The 16,442-nt window shown below is 63.0% G+C and carries 14 protein-coding genes and 1 tRNA gene; 10 read left to right on the forward strand and 5 right to left on the reverse strand.

All coding sequences use genetic code 11. From position 1 onward, the window contains the following. The first annotated feature begins 73 nt into the window (after positions 1-73). Positions 74-3,583 (forward strand): PAS domain-containing hybrid sensor histidine kinase/response regulator, encoded by a 3,510-nt coding sequence (locus NKI15_RS05830; RefSeq protein WP_023703426.1) that lies wholly within the window; start codon positions 74-76, stop codon positions 3,581-3,583. A gap of 65 nt (positions 3,584-3,648) precedes the next feature. Here NKI15_RS05830 and NKI15_RS05835 read toward each other — a convergent pair whose 3' ends face one another. Both NKI15_RS05835 and NKI15_RS05840 read right to left on the reverse strand, forming a co-directional pair. Further along, a complete protein-coding gene (locus NKI15_RS05835) occupies positions 3,649-4,308 on the reverse strand; it encodes a response regulator transcription factor (RefSeq protein WP_023703427.1) in 660 nt (219 codons plus the stop codon). 133 nt (positions 4,309-4,441) lie between these two features. Further along, entirely contained in the window at positions 4,442-4,876 is a 435-nt protein-coding gene (locus NKI15_RS05840) for a hypothetical protein (RefSeq protein ID WP_023746700.1), read from the reverse strand. A 105-nt stretch (positions 4,877-4,981) separates the two neighbouring features. Here NKI15_RS05840 and NKI15_RS05845 point away from each other — a divergent pair, with 105 nt between their 5' ends. The 3 genes from NKI15_RS05845 (at position 4,982) to NKI15_RS05855 (ending at position 6,835) form a co-directional block, all read left to right on the forward strand. Beyond that, positions 4,982-5,332, forward strand: coding sequence for a DUF952 domain-containing protein (locus NKI15_RS05845; protein WP_023703429.1), 351 nt, complete (start codon positions 4,982-4,984; stop codon positions 5,330-5,332). After that, entirely contained in the window at positions 5,329-6,405 is a 1,077-nt protein-coding gene (locus NKI15_RS05850; protein ID WP_023703430.1) for a quinone-dependent dihydroorotate dehydrogenase, read from the forward strand. Before NKI15_RS05845 ends, NKI15_RS05850 begins: the two co-directional genes overlap by 4 nt. 115 nt (positions 6,406-6,520) lie before the next feature. Beyond that, positions 6,521-6,835, forward strand: a complete 315-nt coding sequence (locus tag NKI15_RS05855) for a hypothetical protein (protein ID WP_023703431.1) — start codon at positions 6,521-6,523, stop codon at positions 6,833-6,835. Between the two features lie 3 nt (positions 6,836-6,838). Here NKI15_RS05855 and NKI15_RS05860 read toward each other — a convergent pair whose 3' ends face one another. Continuing rightward, positions 6,839-8,176 (reverse strand): MATE family efflux transporter, encoded by a 1,338-nt coding sequence (locus tag NKI15_RS05860; RefSeq protein WP_023746699.1) that lies wholly within the window; start codon positions 8,174-8,176, stop codon positions 6,839-6,841. Between the two features lie 217 nt (positions 8,177-8,393). Between NKI15_RS05860 and NKI15_RS05865 the strand changes: the two genes are divergently transcribed. Continuing rightward, the gene (locus tag NKI15_RS05865) at positions 8,394-9,296 is read left to right on the forward strand and encodes a histone deacetylase family protein (protein WP_023746698.1); all 903 of its coding nucleotides are present in this window, start codon (positions 8,394-8,396) and stop codon (positions 9,294-9,296) included. Between the two features lie 67 nt (positions 9,297-9,363). On the opposite strand, the gene NKI15_RS05870 is transcribed toward NKI15_RS05865, so the two are convergent. Then, positions 9,364-9,627, reverse strand: coding sequence for a DUF6460 domain-containing protein (locus tag NKI15_RS05870; RefSeq protein WP_352514536.1), 264 nt, complete (start codon positions 9,625-9,627; stop codon positions 9,364-9,366). 183 nt (positions 9,628-9,810) lie between these two features. On the opposite strand from NKI15_RS05870, the gene NKI15_RS05875 reads away from it, so the two are divergent. Beyond that, positions 9,811-9,884: transfer RNA gene (locus NKI15_RS05875), tRNA-Gly, on the forward strand. A gap of 4 nt (positions 9,885-9,888) precedes the next feature. Here the strand turns inward: NKI15_RS05875 and NKI15_RS05880 are convergent. After that, positions 9,889-10,896, reverse strand: a complete 1,008-nt coding sequence (locus NKI15_RS05880; RefSeq protein WP_023669640.1) for a LysR family transcriptional regulator — start codon at positions 10,894-10,896, stop codon at positions 9,889-9,891. A 293-nt stretch (positions 10,897-11,189) separates the two neighbouring features. On the opposite strand from NKI15_RS05880, the gene chvE reads away from it, so the two are divergent. The 4 genes from chvE to araD1 all read left to right on the forward strand — a co-directional run bounded on the left by chvE (position 11,190) and on the right by araD1 (position 16,426). Continuing rightward, entirely contained in the window at positions 11,190-12,260 is a 1,071-nt protein-coding gene (gene chvE / locus NKI15_RS05885; protein ID WP_023681943.1) for a multiple monosaccharide ABC transporter substrate-binding protein, read from the forward strand. A 152-nt stretch (positions 12,261-12,412) separates the two neighbouring features. Continuing rightward, on the forward strand, positions 12,413-13,945 hold the full coding sequence (gene mmsA / locus NKI15_RS05890; RefSeq protein WP_027049369.1) for a multiple monosaccharide ABC transporter ATP-binding protein: 1,533 nt from the start codon (positions 12,413-12,415) through the stop codon (positions 13,943-13,945). Continuing rightward, positions 13,942-15,228, forward strand: coding sequence for a multiple monosaccharide ABC transporter permease (gene mmsB / locus NKI15_RS05895; RefSeq protein WP_023669637.1), 1,287 nt, complete (start codon positions 13,942-13,944; stop codon positions 15,226-15,228). Before mmsA ends, mmsB begins: the two co-directional genes overlap by 4 nt. Before the next feature lie 202 nt (positions 15,229-15,430). Further along, positions 15,431-16,426 (forward strand): AraD1 family protein, encoded by a 996-nt coding sequence (araD1, locus tag NKI15_RS05900; RefSeq protein WP_352514535.1) that lies wholly within the window; start codon positions 15,431-15,433, stop codon positions 16,424-16,426. Positions 16,427-16,442 lie beyond the last annotated feature (16 nt).

Consider the following 16,442-nt stretch of genomic DNA (forward strand, 5'->3'; position numbering starts at 1 on the left):
GGACTTGACCTTAGAGCTGTGATTGCCTCTGGGCAGGCCGGGGTGAAAGCTGGCCGAGGAGGATTTTCGGGCCGTGCAGGGCTGGTTCATCGTCATCATTGCGGTCGCCTATGTAACGCTGCTGTTCGTCATCGCCAGCCTCGGCGACCGGCGTTCAACGGCGTTGGGACCCGGCCGCGCCCGGCCCTTCATCTATGCGCTCAGCCTCGCCATCTACTGCACCTCCTGGACCTTCTTCGGCTCGGTCGGCCTGTCGTCCGAGCGCGGCCTCGAATTTTTGGGCATCTACACCGGGCCGGTGCTGGTGTTCGTGTTCGGCTTTCCGCTGCTCAATCGCATCGTGCGGCTGGCCAAGAGCGAGAAGATCACCTCGATCGCCGACTTCCTCGGCGCGCGCTACGGCAAGAGCTTTGCCGTCTCGGCGATCGCCACGCTGATCGCCACCATCGGCGCGGTGCCCTATATCGCACTGCAATTGAAGGCGATCTCCGGTTCGGTCGGCCTGATGGTCGAGCATTATACGGGATCGCCGCCCTCCTTCGATCCCTTCGTCAGCGACATCTCGCTGGTGGTGGCCATGCTCTTGGCGCTGTTTGCGGTGCTGTTCGGCACCCGCCATGCCGACGCCACCGAGCACCAGGACGGGCTGGTGCTGGCGGTGGCGGTCGAAACCGTGGTCAAGCTCGCCGCCTTCCTGGCGATCGGCCTGATGGTCACCTTCCTGATCTTCGGTGGCCCGGGCGACATGATCGACAAGCTGGCCGAAAACAGCCAGGTGCGGCAAGCCATGGGCTACAACACCTCGCTCGCCACCTGGCTGGTGCTGACTTGCCTGAGCGGCTTTGCCATCATCATGCTGCCGCGCCAGTTCTACGTCACCATCGTCGAGAACCGCGGCGAGGCCGAACTGCGCACCGCGACCTGGGTGTTTCCGCTCTATCTCGTGGCGATAAACCTGTTCGTGCTGCCGATCGCCTTCGCCGGCCTGGCGCTGGTCGGCGCCAAAACCACCAGTGACCTCTATGTGCTGGCGCTGCCCTTGTTCGGCGGCCATGACTTCCTCGCCATGGCCGCCTTCATCGGTGGGCTGTCGGCGGCGACCGCCATGGTGATCGTCGAAAGCGTGGCGCTGTCGATCATGATCTCCAACGACCTCGTCATCCCGCTGTTCGTGCGCCGCCTGCTCAAGACCACGACCTCTGAGAATGAGGATTGGTCGACGCTGATCCTCAACGTGCGGCGCGGCGCCATCTTCATCCTATTGTTCATCGCCTTCCTCTACTACCGCGAAAGCACCAACTCGGCGCGGCTGTCGTCGATCGGCCTGATGTCGTTCGCGGCAATCGCCCAATTCGCGCCGGCGCTGATCGGCGGGCTGATCTGGCGCGGCGCCAATGGCCGCGGCGCGGCCCTTGGCATGGTCGCCGGCATCCTCGTCTGGGGCTATACGCTGCTTTTGCCGTCGCTCTCGGCAGCCGACGCGGACATCGTCGTGCAGGGGTTGTTCGGTTTCGAGGCGCTGCGGCCGCAGGCTCTGTTCGGCACCGTCGCCGAACCGTTGAACCACGGCGTGCTCTGGAGCCTGTCGGTCAACACGCTGTTCTTCGTGCTCGGCTCGCTGTCGCGCGCGTCAGTGCCGCTGGAGCGGATCCAGGCGTCGATCTTCGTGCCGCGCGAATCCGGCCCGATGCCCAGCCTGCGCCGCTTCCGCACCGCCATCACCGTCAACGTGCTGAAAGACACCATCTCGCGCTACCTCGGCGTCGAGCGCACCGAGCGCTCCTTCCAATCCTTCGAGAAAAGCAATGGCGTCTCGCTGCACGGCAATGAGCAGGCCAGCATGGATGTCATCCGCTTTTCCGAGCAGCTGCTGGCGAGCGCGGTCGGCTCGTCTTCGGCGCGGCTGATCCTGTCGCTGCTGTTTCGCCGCAACGACCGCGAGTCCAAGGACGCCTTTCGCCTGCTCGACGACGCCACCGAAGCGCTGCAGCACAATCGCGACCTGCTGCAGATCGCGCTCGACCAGATGGAGCAGGGCATCACCGTATTCGACCGCGATTTTCGTCTGATCTGCTGGAACAGACAATATCGCGCGCTGTTCGACCTGCCCGACGAGATGGGCCAGGTCGGCGTCTCGCTCGACCGCATCCTGCGCCACCTCGCCGAGCGCGGCGATATTCCGGCCGACCAGCGCGTGGCGATGCTCAACCGGCTGACCAGTTTCGTCAGCCCGTGGCAGATGGAGTTGAAGACCAGCGGCCGCATCCTCGAACTGCGCTCAAACCCGATGCCGGACGGCGGAATCGTCGCCACCTATGCCGACATATCAGGACGCGTCGAACAGGATTTGGCGCTGAAGCGGGCCAATGAATCGCTGGAGCAGCGGGTCAAGACGCGCACCATCGAACTGACTAGAGTCAACGAGGAGTTGACCCGGGTCAATGAGGAGCTGGCGCAGGCGCAGATGCTGGCCGAGGAGGCTAATCTGGGCAAGACGCGCTTCCTCGCCGCCGCTGGCCACGATATCCTGCAGCCGCTGAACGCCGCCCGGCTCTACTGCTCGTCGCTGATCGAAAAGGCCGGCAAGGGCCCGGCGGGCAAGGCCGCCGTCAACATCGAATCCTCGCTCGAATCGGTCGAGACGATCCTGGGTGCCGTGCTGGACATTTCGCGGCTCGACGCCGGCGCCATGAAGCCGGATGACAGCGCCTTCCGGCTGGACGGGCTGCTGCGCCAGATCGGCAACGATTTTCAGCCGCTCGCCGCCGAAAAGAAACTCGATCTGACGATCATGGCCTCATCGCTCATCGTGATGACAGATCGCAATCTCTTACGCCGGCTGATCCAGAACCTGGTCTCCAACGCCATCAAATACACGCGCCATGGCCGCATCCTGGTCGGTGTGCGCCGGCGCGGCGAGCTTGCCGAAATCCAGGTGATCGACACCGGCATCGGCATTGCCGGCGACAAGCTGAACACGGTCTTCAACGAATTCACCCGGCTCGACGAAGGCGTGCGCGAGGCTGAAGGTCTCGGCCTCGGCCTCTCCATCGTCGACCGCATTGCCCGGGTGCTGCGGCTTGAGATCCAGATCTTTTCCAACGCCGGCAAGGGCACGCGCTTTTCGGTCATCCTGCCGGTTGCTTCGGTTGAAGCGCCGCGGCGCGAGGTCGAGCCCAAGGCGCCGGCCCGCGCCACCGCATCGCTCGCCGGACTGCATGTGCTGTGCGTCGACAACGATGCCCGCATCCTCGACGGCATGCGGCTTTTGCTCGAAGGCTGGGGCTGCAGCGTCGGCACGTTTTCCGGCTCGGAGGATTTCGCCAGGGCCGACATCCATCGGCCCGACATCGTGCTTGCCGACTATCATCTCGATGGCAGAAGCGGCCTCGACATCATCGCGCGCCTGCGTGACATCCATGGTTCGGACCTGCCGGCCGTGCTGGTCACCGCCGACCGCTCCACCGAGGTCCGTGCCGCTGCCGCCGCCATTGACGTGCCGGTGATCAACAAGCCGCTGAAGCCGGCCGTGCTACGCTCGATGATGGCCAGGGTCAGGCCGCTGGCGTCGGCGGCCGAGTAGAGTCCTATCTCTTTGTTTTTGCGCAATTCCCAAGGGAAAGCGCTACGCACTTTCCTGGAATAGCTTTAGCCTGCTGGCTGCAACGGATCGCTGCCGATCTTGGACAGCTGGATCACCGCCTGGGTGCGGCTGTCGACGCCGAGTTTCTGCAGGATGGCCGAGACATGCGCCTTTACAGTCGCTTCGGAGACGCTGAGTTCGTAGGCGATCTGCTTGTTGAGCAGGCCTTCGGCCAGCATGCCGAGGACACGCGTCTGCTGCGGCGTCAGCGCCTGCAGCCGCTTGATCAGGTCGGATATTTCGGGGTCGCGCTCGACGCCGAGGTCGATGCCGACGGGCGCGGCGATATCGCCGGCCAGCACCGTCTGCACGGCGCCGCGGATCTCCTCCATGCTGGCCGATTTGGAGATGAAGCCGGATGCGCCGAGATCGAGCGCGCGCCGGATGGTCACCGGGTCGTCGTGGGCCGACACCACCACCAGCGGCACCGCCGGGTGGATGCCGCGCAGCGCGATCAGACCGGACAGGCCGCTGGCGCCCGGCATCGACAGGTCGAGCAGCACCAGGTCGACATCCTCATTGGCCACGACCAGGGCCTTGGCACTTTCGAAATCGCCGGCCTCGTGAATGGCGGCGACATCGCCGACGCCGGCAAGTGCCTCTTTCAAGGCGCCGCGGAACAGCGGATGGTCGTCGGCAATGACGAAGGTGTAGCCCGACGGCAAATGTTCCTCCCCAAATCCCGTTGTTGCCCAAACTTCGTTATCGATTGACGGCTTTTACGGGATCGGACGATTATGCGGCGAAGCGCTTTGTTTTCAAGCGGCAATGGCCGGACGGCACTTTGCGCCGGGCAGCTCAGGTCTTTTGCGAGTTGAGCTTGGCGCCGTCGCCATTGTCCTTGTCCATCTCCTTGACGATGCCCATGAAGCCACGCAGCATGCGCTCCATATAGCTCATCGTCTTGTCGAAATCCTCTTCGCTCGGCAATTTCGACTCGAGACGGGCCGACAGCGAATTCTCCAACCTGGCGACGCGTTCGTCCATGGCCTTCATCGAGGCCTGCAAACGCTCGACCTCGTCCTGGAAGGCGGCGCGTTCGTCGGCCGCCATCTTGCAGACGAGCTGGCCGGAGCGCTCCTCGCAGATCGACATGGCGCCGGTCCGGGTGTCCATGCGGACATAGCCGTTGGCCGCTTTTTCCAGCCGGTAGTGGTCGGTCTCTTCGGACCAGGCCGACGCCGCGACCAGCGAGACCAGTGCGGCGGGGATCAGTATGTGCTGCAGACGCATGTTCCATCCTCCACGAGCCAGGGTGCGCAACCTATCACAGCTTTGCGCCGTAAATGCGGACGAGTTGCCCTTCCCCGCATGATCGGTTCGGATTATAGCGCAACCATGTCTCAGATTATCTACAAGATCGCGCCCGAAGCGCTTTGGCGCGCGGCCGAGAAAAACGGCCGCTTCACCGGCGCTCCGATCGACGTCGCCGACGGCTTCATCCACTTCTCCACTGCTGATCAGGCCAGGGAGACGGCGGCGAAGCATTTCGCCGGCCAGACGGATTTGCTGCTGATCGCCATCGACGGGGCGCTGCTCGGTGACGCGCTGAAATACGAGGTCTCGCGCGGCGGCGCGCTGTTTCCGCATCTCTATGGCGTGCTCGATATGAGCGCCGTGCTGTGGGTGAAACCATTGCCGCTCGGCGCTGATGGCGCACACCAGTTTCCGGCGCTGGAGGCCGAATGAGCGTGTTCGATCGCATCGGCCAGAAACTGCTGTTCACCTTCGATCCGGAAACGGCGCATGGCATGTCGATCGCGGCGCTGCGCTGCGGTCTGCCGGTCGGCGCGCGGACGGTGCGCGACGACAGGTTGAAGCTCAGCCTCTGTGGCATCGCCTTCCCCAATCCGCTCGGCATGGCCGCAGGCTATGACAAGAATGCCGAGGTGCCTGACGCGCTGCTTAGCCTCGGCTTCGGCTTTGCCGAAGTCGGCACCGTGACGCCGCTGCCGCAGGCCGGCAATCCGAAGCCGCGCATTTTCCGGCTGGCTGAGGATGATGCGGTGATCAACCGGCTGGGTTTTAACAATGAGGGCCACGAAGCGGCCGAGATGCGCCTTGCCGCGCGCAAGGGACGCGTCGGCATCGTCGGCGTCAACATCGGCGCCAACAAGGACAGCGCCGATCGTGTCCATGACTATGAGCTCGGCGTCTCCCGCTTTGCGAAATACGCCAGTTATCTCACCGTCAACATCTCGTCGCCCAACACGCCCGGCCTGCGCAACATGCAGGCGCGCGAACAGCTCGGCGAACTTCTGGGTCGCGTCATATCGGCCCGTGGCTCGGCATCGGCCCAGCCACCAATCTTTCTCAAGGTCGCACCCGATCTGGTCGAGGCCGAGCTGGAAGACATCGCCGCCGAAGTGACCGAAAAGCAGATCGACGGCGTCATCGTCTCCAACACGACGCTCTCGCGATCCGGATTGCGTAGCCCAAGCGGCGCCGGCGAGACCGGCGGTCTCTCGGGAAAACCGCTGTTCGAGCGTTCGACCATCGTGCTGGCCAAGATGCGTCGGCTGCTCGGGCCGGAGCGCGCCGTCATCGGCGTCGGCGGCGTCGATTCCGCCGAGACCGCGCTGGAGAAAATCCGCGCCGGCGCCGACCTCGTGCAGCTCTACACCGGCATGGTCTATGCCGGACCGGCGCTGCCCGGCCGCATCCTTGCCGGCATGGCGAAGTTCGCCGACAGGGAACAGCTGACGTCCTTGCGCGGCCTGCGCGATAGCCGGCTCGGCGAATGGGCGGCAAAGCCGCTTTGATTTGACGGCCAAGCTACGCCGTTGATCCGCAGCGAACGTGGCCGCTGTCCGATCTGATGCTATATTTAGAGCACACAAGACCTGTCAGCGTCTTCGATTGAAAAGCGAGGCTGCAATGCCATTGACTGCGGTTTTCATTCTTGCGTCCATGGCTGCTCCTTTTGGCAATGGTCAACTGGAGCCCTATGTGCGGCAACTTTGCCAGGCCGCCGCTGGGAATGCCTTGCCCGCGAACGTCTCGTCGACCGCTGCATTGCAGTCAGCGGCCGTTTGCTTCTTTGTCTATTCCGATATGCCTTCTGCCGAGCAGCCCGCCAAAAACTGCAATGCAGTCGTAGCGGCGCTTGCGCCTTCCGACCACGAGATTGCCATGGACGTTTGCGAGGCAGCAGGCGAGCTGACAAGAAATTGGGCCAATGGCCGTTTCTAAGCGCTAAAACGCCGTGCGCAACCGGAGCCGCAGGATGGCCAGCAGGCTGAAGCCGCGCACCAGCAGGAAGACGTGCAGCGCCGCCCACAGGCCGTGATTGCCGAGAGACGGCGCCAAGCTGAACAATGCGGCGCTGAAGGCCAGGAACGACACCAGCATCATGTTGCGCATCTCGCGCGACCAGGTAGCGCCGATGAAGACGCCGTCCATCTGGAAGGCCAGCACGCCGCTCAGCGGTGTCAGTGCCGCCCACGGCAGATAGATGTCGGCAACAGCACGAACATCCGGCGACGTGGTGATCAACGAAATCAGGCCGGCGCCGCCGAGCCAGAAGATCAGCGTGGCGGTTCCGGCGAGGCCGAACCCCCAGAATAAGGTCAGACGTACCGCCCGGCGGAACGCCGTCTCGGCACGTGCGCCGATCGCGCGTCCCGCCAACTGTTCGGCCGCGGTGGCGAAACCGTCGAGAAAATAGCCGGCGACGAGGAAGAAGTTCATCAGCACGGCATTGGCGGCCAGCGTCAGCGTGCCGAACTGCGCGCCCTGGCGGGTGAACAGCGCGAAAGCGGCGAGCAGCGAGAACGAGCGGATCATGATATCGCGGTTGAGCGACAGCATGCGCAGGAAAGCGGGCATGTCGAGCAGGCGATGCCGCGGCAGGCGGGGTGCGGCCCGGAAGCGCCAGACAACGATGGCGAGACCCAGCAGCATGGCCAGACATTCGCCGGTGACGGTCGCCCAGGCCACGCCGGCGACGCCCCAGCCAAGCTTCAGGCCGAGCAGGATGCAAAGCACGATGTTGATGCCGTTGAGCACCGCCTGCAGCATCAGCCCAAGCCCGCCCTCGCCGCGTCCAAGGACATAGCCGAGGATGGCGTAGTTGATCAGAGTGAAGGGGGCGGCGAGCATTCTGATGTGGATATAGACGCCCATCGCCTCGCCGACGCGCGCTTCGCCGCCGATGAATTTCTGGCCGGCGATGGCGATCAGCGGCGCAAGGACGACAAGCACGATGCCGGCGGCGACCGCGATCAGCACGGCGCGCCAGAACACCGCCTGCTCCTCGGTTTCGTCGCCGCGCCCAAACGCCTGGGCGACGAGGCCGGTGGTGCCGGAGCGCAGGAAATTGAAGGTGCTGAAGACGACGTCGAAGACCAGCGCCCCGGCCGCCAGGCCGCCGAGCAGGGCGGCATCGCCGAACTGCCCGACCACAGCCGTGTCGACGATGCCGAGCAGCGGCGTCGTCAGATAGGCGAGCGTCATCGGCACGGCGATGGCGAGCACCGAACGGTTGGTGACGGCGAAGGGTCTCGCGTCGGCTGGGGTTGCACCCGTGTCCAGGGGATTGCTGCCTTGCTGATTGCGGCTTGATCGAACAGCCGATGTGCCCCATTTTCCGGCCGCCGCGCAATCACTCTTGCCGTAACGGCCAACCGAAATGTTCTTCTGGCGCGAGCCCGCCGGATCCGAGTACTGGTTTTAAGCAATTCCCAAGGGGAAGCGCTACGCGCTTCTCCCGGGAAAACCGCTGCACACTTTTCCTGGAATTGCTTTAGCCATGCCCCTGCAGATCGTCCATCACCCCGACTACGATGCCGGCTTCGCGGTCAATCATCGCTTTCCGATGAGCAAATATCCGCTGCTGATGCAGGCCTTGCATATCAGGGGTCTGATCCATGCCGAGGCGCTGTCGATGCCCGAGCCGGCGCCGGCCTCATGGCTGAAGCTCGCCCATGCGGCTGATTATGTCGACCAGGTCATCACGTGTTCAGTGCCTGAAAAGATCGAGCGCGAGATCGGCTTTCCCGTGGGTCCGCGCGTTTCCCTCAGGGCGCAACTCGCCGCCGGCGGCACGGTGCTGGCGGCGCGGCTGGCGCTTGTCAACGGCATTGCCTGCAACAGCGCCGGCGGCAGCCACCATGCGCGGCGTGCGCAAGGCGCGGGCTTCTGCACTTTCAACGATGTCGCCGTCGCTTCGCTGGTGCTGCTAGCCGAAGGTTCCGCCCAAACCATCCTGATCGTCGATCTCGATGTGCATCAGGGCGACGGCACGGCGGATATACTGAGAGAGGAACCACGCGCCTTCACCTTTTCCATGCATGGCGAGCGCAATTATCCGGTGCGCAAGATTGCCTCCGATCTCGACGTTGCGCTGCCGGACGGCACCGGCGATGGCGCCTATCTCGAACGGCTGGGTGTCCTCCTGCCGGAGCTCTCGGCCAAGGCGCACTGGGACATCGTCTTCTACAATGCCGGTGTCGACGTGCATGCCGAGGACCGGCTCGGCCGGCTATCGCTCAGCGATGACGGCGTGCGTGCCCGCGACGCCATGGTGATCGGTCATTTCCGCGCGCTGGGCATCCCGGTCTGCGGTGTCATCGGCGGCGGCTATTCGACCGATGTCGCAGCGCTCGCGGCGCGCCACGCCATCCTGTTCGAGGTGGCGTCGGACTTTGCCTGAGTGGCCTTTGGTTTGAGCACAATCTTTTCCGAAAACCGGTTTCCACTTTTCGGGATCGTGGTCCGCTTCACTTCCGGTAGTTCGCGAGCCTGAGCAGGATGAACACCGGCACGACGATCGCGGCGCCGAGCAGGATATAGCCCAAGAAGCGATAGACCGCGTTGAAGCCGAGGTTCCAAAGATCGATGTAGAAACCCTGGATGTGGTAGAAGACGTCCATCGGCGTCCAGCCGAACGCATTCATGACCAGGCCGACGAGGAACGACACGACCAGCAGCTTGACGATCACCCTGACGGGCGAGTCACCGAGAAAGCGCGTCACTGTGGACAAGGGGCCTGCCTCCAAATTCGGGTGCCCCGGATTTGGGGGTACAGGGGCACGAATACGCACTTGCTGCGCCCGCATCAAGGCAGGCGGACTGGCGCAATCGGTCGGGGTTTCCAACAGCCGTTTCCGAAGAGCTGTCCAAGGCGATTGCCCGAAGCACGCCCGTCATGATATCGAGGAGCCGACGCGGGTATGATGTAATGGTAGCTTGTCAGCTTCCCAAGCTGAACGCGAGGGTTCGATTCCCTCTACCCGCTCCAGTTCCTATCCCACTTCCCGCAAGATAAAATCGTGCAGCATCTTGGCCGCCGGCGACAAGACTCGGTTCTTCACCGTGATCAGGCTGTAGGGCCGGACCTCGATGTCGAACTCGGTCTGGACGACGTCGATGGCGCCGGCGAGACCGTCGGGGTTCTGGATGAATTTTGCCACCTGGATCGACACCGGGGCGATGGCGTCGGACTGCGCCACCATGACCAGGGTGAGCAGCAGCGACGAGGTGTTGAGGATGCGGTCCGGCAGGGCGATGTTGCGGTTCAGGAAATTGCTCTCCATCGCCTGGCGCAGCGGCGACCCGCCCGACTGGAACACCCAGTCGAAGGCGGCGGTGTCCTCCAGCCGCACCGCCCTCCCATTGTTAAGAGGATGGCCATTGCTCAGCGGGTGGCCGCGACGCACGATCAGGCAGGCCTTCTCGACGCCGATGACGCGCGATTCGAACAGCCGCGGATTGAGGTCTTCGGGAACACGGGCGATGATGAAATCATGGCGCGTGGCGATCAGTTCGCGCGCCAGCACATTCGACGTCTCGACCTGCATGGTAATCTCGATGCGCGGATAAAGGCGGCGTATCTCGCGGATCGCCGGGACCGCCAGTTCGATCGCCGGCGCCGTCACCGCGCCAAGGAACACCGAGCCGCCCTTGCCGGCCTTGAGCTCCGATATTTCGCGGTCGGCCTCGCGCATTTCGAGCAGGATCGAGCGCGCGCGCCGGGCCAGCGCCTTGCCGTAAGGGGTGAGCGTGATGCCGCGCGGCAGCCTTTCGCACAGCTTGACCTCGAGCACCGCTTCCATCTCGGAAATCATGCGCGAGGCCGCCGGCTGCGAGATGTTCATCACCTGGGCGGCCGCGCTCACCCGACCGTGATCGTCCAGCGCTGCGATCATGCGCATGTGACGCAGGCTCAAGCCACTGCGCAGAAGTGTCTCGCCATCGCCCGGCAATTCATCGTAACCGCTTGAAATTCCCTGAGGACCTCGTAAAGCCGCCATGCCTTTTCCCGCTTCCGCCACTGTTCCAGCCCGGTCTCGTCATATACCGGTTTTGGTATAGCAACCACCGAAGATCGCATTTGACAGTTATGGCAAAGGGTCACACTTTCGCGCGTCCTCAAGACTTGACGGTCGATGACGAGCAAAATCGTATCGATTTAAATCAAGACTGAGGGCCGATTGGGAGGATACCGGAGATCGATTATGACGGCGGCGGCGCTTTGGCGCATCCGCCCGACTGCGCGGCCCGCGAAGCCCCGAGGTGTCGCGTCCATCAACCAGGGAGAGTTTACGTGAAAATTATCAAGACACTGGCCGCCGTCGCGGCCCTTGGCATCGCTGCCATGACCTACTCGGCGCATGCAGCCGACAAGGGTCTTGTCGGCGTGCTGATGCCGACCAAGACCTCGCAGCGCTGGATCAATGACGGCGATGCCGTCAAGTCCCAGCTCGAAGCTCTCGGCTACACGGTCGACCTGCAGTACGCGCAGGACGACATCCCCAACCAGCTCAGCCAGCTGGAAAACGAAATCACCAAGGGCCCGAAGGCGCTGATCATCGCTTCGATCGACGGCACGACCCTGTCGGACGCGCTGCAGAAGGCCGCTGACGCCGGCGTCGTCGTCGTCGCCTATGACCGCCTGATCAAGAAGACCGCCAATGTCGATTACTACACCACCTTCGACAATTTCGGCGTCGGCGTGATCCAGGCGAACTCGCTGGTCAAGGGCCTCAAGGAGCGCTTCCCGAACACCAAGCCGTGGAACGTCGAACTGTTCGGCGGCTCGCCGGACGACAACAACGCCTTCTTCTTCTACAACGGCGCAATCTCGGTGCTGCAGCCGCTGATCGATGACGGCTCGATCAAGATCAAGTCCGGCCAGACCGGCATGGACAAGGTCGGCACGCTGCGCTGGCTCGCCGCCACCGCCCAGGCGCGCATGGACAACCTTCTGTCGGCCAACTACTCGGACGGCAGCCGCGTCGATGGCGTTCTTTCGCCCTATGACGGCCTGTCGCGCGGCATCACCGCTTCGCTGCGCGCCGTCGGTTACGGCACCGACGCCCAGCCGTGGCCGATCGTGACCGGCCAGGACGCCGAGACTGCTTCGGTCAAGCTGATCATCACGGGCGAGCAATACTCGACCGTGTTCAAGGACACCCGCGAACTGGCCAAGGCCACCGTCGAACTCGTCGACAAGGTGCTCTCGGGCGGCAAGCCGGACGGCCTCGATGAAAAGACCTACAATAACGACGTCAAGGTCGTTCCCTCGATCCTTTTGACGCCGCATGAGGTCGACAAGTCGAACTACCAGGCACTGGTCGTCGACTCCGGCTACATCAAGGCCGACGAACTGAAGTAATCCGTTTATAAAGACAGGGGTCCTGCGCGACGCAGGACCCCTTTCCGTTCACAAGCGACCCCGGTATTGTTTCTACCGGACTTTATTTCCGTGCATGTCGTTGTCTCAAACCGCAAGCACTTTTGAGCGACATGCAACAGGAGGAGCTTGCCCTGATGACGACGATTTTGGAGATGCGCGACATCACCAAGACGTTCCCCGGCGTGAAGGCGCTGTCGAACGTCAACCTCAGCGTCGAAGAAGGCGAGATCCACGCCGTGGTTGGCGAGAACGGCGCCGGCAAGTCGACGCTGATGAAGGTTCTGTCGGGCGTCTATCCCGCCGGCACATATGACGGCCAGATCATTTTTCAGGGTCAGGAATGCCAGTTCAAAGGTATCCATGACAGCGAACACAAGGGCATCGTCATCATCCACCAGGAGCTAGCGCTGGTGCCGATGCTGTCGATCACCGAAAATATCTTCCTCGGCAACGAAAACGCCCGATACGGCGTCATCGACTGGGATGCCAACGAGGCGCGCACCGCTGCCCTGTTGAAGAAGGTGGGCCTCAAGGAGGACCCCAAGACACTGATCACCAATATCGGCGTCGGCAAGCAGCAGCTGGTCGAGATCGCCAAGGCGCTGAGCAAGGACGTCAAGCTTTTGATCCTCGATGAGCCGACCGCGTCGCTCAGCGAGAAAGACAGCCAGGCGCTGCTCGATCTTCTGCTCGAATTCAAGCGACAAGGCATGACCTCGATCCTGATCTCGCACAAGCTCAACGAGATCAACCGGGTCGCCGACAAGGTAACCGTCATCCGTGACGGGCGCACCATCGAGACGCTGGCCAAGAAGGATATCTCCGAAGACCGCATCATCACCTCGATGGTCGGCCGTTCGCTCGACGACCGCTATCCGCCGCGCGAGCCCAAGATCGGCGAAGTCGTGTTCGAGGTGAAAAACTGGTCGGTCTATCACCCGCTCCATGCCGAGCGGCAGGTGATCAAGGGCATCGACATCAATGTGCGCAAGGGCGAGGTGGTCGGCATCGCCGGGCTGATGGGCGCCGGCCGCACCGAATTCGCCATGAGCCTGTTCGGCCGCTCCTATGGCCGCCGCATCACCGGCGAAGTGCTGCTCAAGGGCAAGCCGGTCGATGTCTCCTCGGTAAGCAAGGCGGTCCAACACGGCATCGCCTATGTCACCGAGGACCGCAAGACCTACGGCCTGAACCTCATCGATCATATCAAGCATAACATTACGCTGGCCAATCTCGACGGCGTGTCGCGCCACAGCGTGATCGACGACATGCGCGAACTTGCGGTCGCCAACGACTATCGCAAGAAGACCAATATCCGTGCGTCAAGCGTCTATCAGATGACCGGCAATCTTTCCGGCGGCAACCAGCAGAAGGTGGTGCTGTCGAAATGGCTGTTTGCCGATCCTGACGTGCTGATCCTCGACGAGCCGACACGCGGCATCGATGTCGGCGCCAAGTATGAAATCTACACGATCATCGCGCGCCTTGCCTCGGAGGGTAAGGCGATCGTGGTCATCTCGTCGGAAATGCCGGAATTGCTGGGGATTACCGACCGCATCTACGTCATGAACGAAGGGCGCATGGTGGGCGAAATGCCGGCGGCGGAAGCAAGCCAGGAAAAGATAATGCGCGCCATCGTCCGGGGAGAAGGAAAAGCAGCATGAGCACCGAAAGCGCCCCCGCCCCGCAGGGCAACGTCGCCGACGAACAGCGCCCGCGCATCGCCGTCTCGGCGCTGGCGACGAATTTACGCGAATACGGACTGATCATAGCCCTGATCGTCATCATGCTGTTCTTCCAGTTCACCACGTCGGGGACGTTGTTCAAGCCGGTCAACCTCAGCAATCTGGTGCAGCAGAACTCCTTCATCATCGTGATGGCGCTGGGCATGCTGCTGGTGATCGTATCGGGCTATATCGACCTCAGCGTCGGATCGGTCGCCGGTTTCATTGGCGCGCTGGCGGCAAACATGATGGTCATCTGGCAACTCGGACCGCTGAGCAATCCCCTGGTGGTTTCGATCGTCTGCCTGGTCGCGGGTGGCCTGATCGGCGCCGCGCAAGGGTATTGGATCGCCTATCACCGGATACCGAGCTTCATTGTCACGCTGGCCGGAATGCTGATCTTCCGCGGCATTTGCCAGGCCTTGCTTGGCGGCGGCTCGTCGGTTGGTCCGCTTCCCGACGACTTCAAGATGCTCAGTTCCGGCTTCATCCCGGATGTGATCGGCCCACTGACGCTCGTCCCGCCGGTCGTGAACGCAGCCGGCAAGACCATCATGGGCAGCGGCGTGACCCTGCACATGACGACGGTCGTGCTGGGGCTGATCGCCGTGCTCGCCTATGCCTATTTCGGGGTCCGCACCCGGCGCAAACGAGAACGCCATGGTTATGAGGCCGAGCCCTTCACCCTGTTCGTGGTCAAGACGCTGGTCGCCAGCGCGCTGGCGCTGTTCCTGGTCTATGAGTTTGCCAGCTACCGCGGCCTGCCCGTGGTGCTGCTGGTCATGGGCGTGCTGATCACGTTGTTCGTCTTCGTCACCAAGCGCATGACCATCGGGAGGCGCATCTACGCCATGGGCGGCAATCCCAAGGCGGCGCAGCTGTCGGGCATCAACACCGAGCGGCTGACGCTGATGGTGTTCATCAATATGGGCGTGCTGTCGGCGCTTGGCGGCCTGATCATCGCGGCTCGTCTCGGCCAGGCGGTGCCGGCGGCGGGTCTCGGCTCGGAGCTCGATGTCATCGCCGCAGTGTTCATCGGCGGCGCCTCGGCGATGGGCGGCGTCGGCCAGGTTATCGGGGCGGTCGTCGGCGGCTTCATCATGGGCGTGATGAACAACGGCATGTCGATCATGGGCGTCAATGTCGACTGGCAGCAGGTGGTCAAAGGCCTGGTGCTGCTCGGCGCCGTGATCTTCGACGTCTACAACAAGAACAAGGCCTGACAAGCTTCAGGCGAGGCAAGCAGGAGGCATACGATCGCGGCGCAGCCGGCAAATTGTCGGCATAAGAAGTCCCCCGAGGGATCAAGCTCGCGAGCGCAATCCGGACGAAGAGTTCAACCCGTGGCGCGGCGAGGTCCGAGCCGCGCAGGTCAAGGTTTGCCAAGAGGCATCCAAGGCCAAGCACATGAGAGAGGATTTCATCATGCTAATCTCCCAGATCCTCGACGACGCCGAGACCATCCGCGTCGTCGCCCGCAATGGCGGCGGCAAGACCAGGATCATCAACGGCGCCCGCAGCGTCTATTCGCTGGCCATGGAAGCCGCGCGCACCGGAACGGGCCTCGTCGCGCTGATCGAACGCAAGGGGTTCGGTGAAGCGATAGACCTCGACGCCGTCTACAAGAAGGGCCGGCTGGAGTCGCCGATCAATCATCCCGATCCTGCGCATCTGCATCTGACCGGCACCGGCCTGACCCATCTCGGCTCGGCGGCGACGCGCGATTCCATGCACAAGAAGCTCAGCGATGGCGGCGAGGAGCAGCTTACCGATTCCATGAAGATGTTCCGCATGGGGCTCGAAGGCGGCAAGCCGGCCAAGGGCCAGACCGGCGTGCAGCCGGAATGGTTCTACAAGGGCAACGGCACCATGGCGGTGGCGCCGGGCGCCGCACTGATGTCGCCGGCCTTTGCGCAGGACGCCGGCGAGGAGCCGGAAATCGCCGGCATCTATGTCATCGGCGACGACGGCGCGCCGTTCCGCGTCGGCTTCACGCTGTCGAACGAGTTTTCCGATCATGTTACCGAGCGGGTGAACTATCTGTTCCTGGCACATTCCAAACTGCGCAACGCCTCGTTCGGGCCGGAAATCCTGATCGGCGACCTGCCGGCCGACGTCAGGGGCTCATCGCGAATCTATCGCGACAGCAATTTGCTGTGGGAAAAGCCGTTCCTGTCGGGCGAAGCGAACATGTCGCACACAATCGCCAATCTCGAACATCATCACTTCAAATATTCGGCCTTCCGCCAGCCGGGCGACGTGCATGTGCACATGTTCGGCACGGCGACGCTGTCCTTTGCCGACGGCATCAAGACTCAGGCCGGCGACGTGTTCGAGATCGAGGCCGCGGATTTCGGCCTACCGCTGCGCAACCCGCTGGAGATTGAGCAGCCGGTTAAGGTGGCGGTGAAGGCGCTTTGAGGCAGCATCACAATTT

The sequence above is a fragment of the Mesorhizobium sp. M0862 genome, from assembly GCF_040319795.1.
In the GTDB taxonomy this organism is placed as follows: Bacteria; Pseudomonadota; Alphaproteobacteria; order Rhizobiales; family Rhizobiaceae; genus Mesorhizobium.

What these genes read in the sequence shown, in the direction of transcription:
- NKI15_RS05880 (WP_023669640.1), bottom strand. Translation starts at nt 10,896, where the DNA reads ATGGCGGCTTTACGAGGTCCTCAGGGAATTTCAAGCGGTTACGATGAA.
- araD1 (WP_352514535.1), top strand. Translation starts at nt 15,431, where the DNA reads ATGCTAATCTCCCAGATCCTCGACGACGCCGAGACCATCCGCGTCGTC.
- NKI15_RS05865 (WP_023746698.1), top strand. Translation starts at nt 8,394, where the DNA reads ATGCCCCTGCAGATCGTCCATCACCCCGACTACGATGCCGGCTTCGCG.
- NKI15_RS05845 (WP_023703429.1), top strand. Translation starts at nt 4,982, where the DNA reads ATGTCTCAGATTATCTACAAGATCGCGCCCGAAGCGCTTTGGCGCGCG.
- NKI15_RS05840 (WP_023746700.1), bottom strand. Translation starts at nt 4,876, where the DNA reads ATGCGTCTGCAGCACATACTGATCCCCGCCGCACTGGTCTCGCTGGTC.
- mmsB (WP_023669637.1), top strand. Translation starts at nt 13,942, where the DNA reads ATGAGCACCGAAAGCGCCCCCGCCCCGCAGGGCAACGTCGCCGACGAA.
- NKI15_RS05855 (WP_023703431.1), top strand. Translation starts at nt 6,521, where the DNA reads ATGCCATTGACTGCGGTTTTCATTCTTGCGTCCATGGCTGCTCCTTTT.
- NKI15_RS05850 (WP_023703430.1), top strand. Translation starts at nt 5,329, where the DNA reads ATGAGCGTGTTCGATCGCATCGGCCAGAAACTGCTGTTCACCTTCGAT.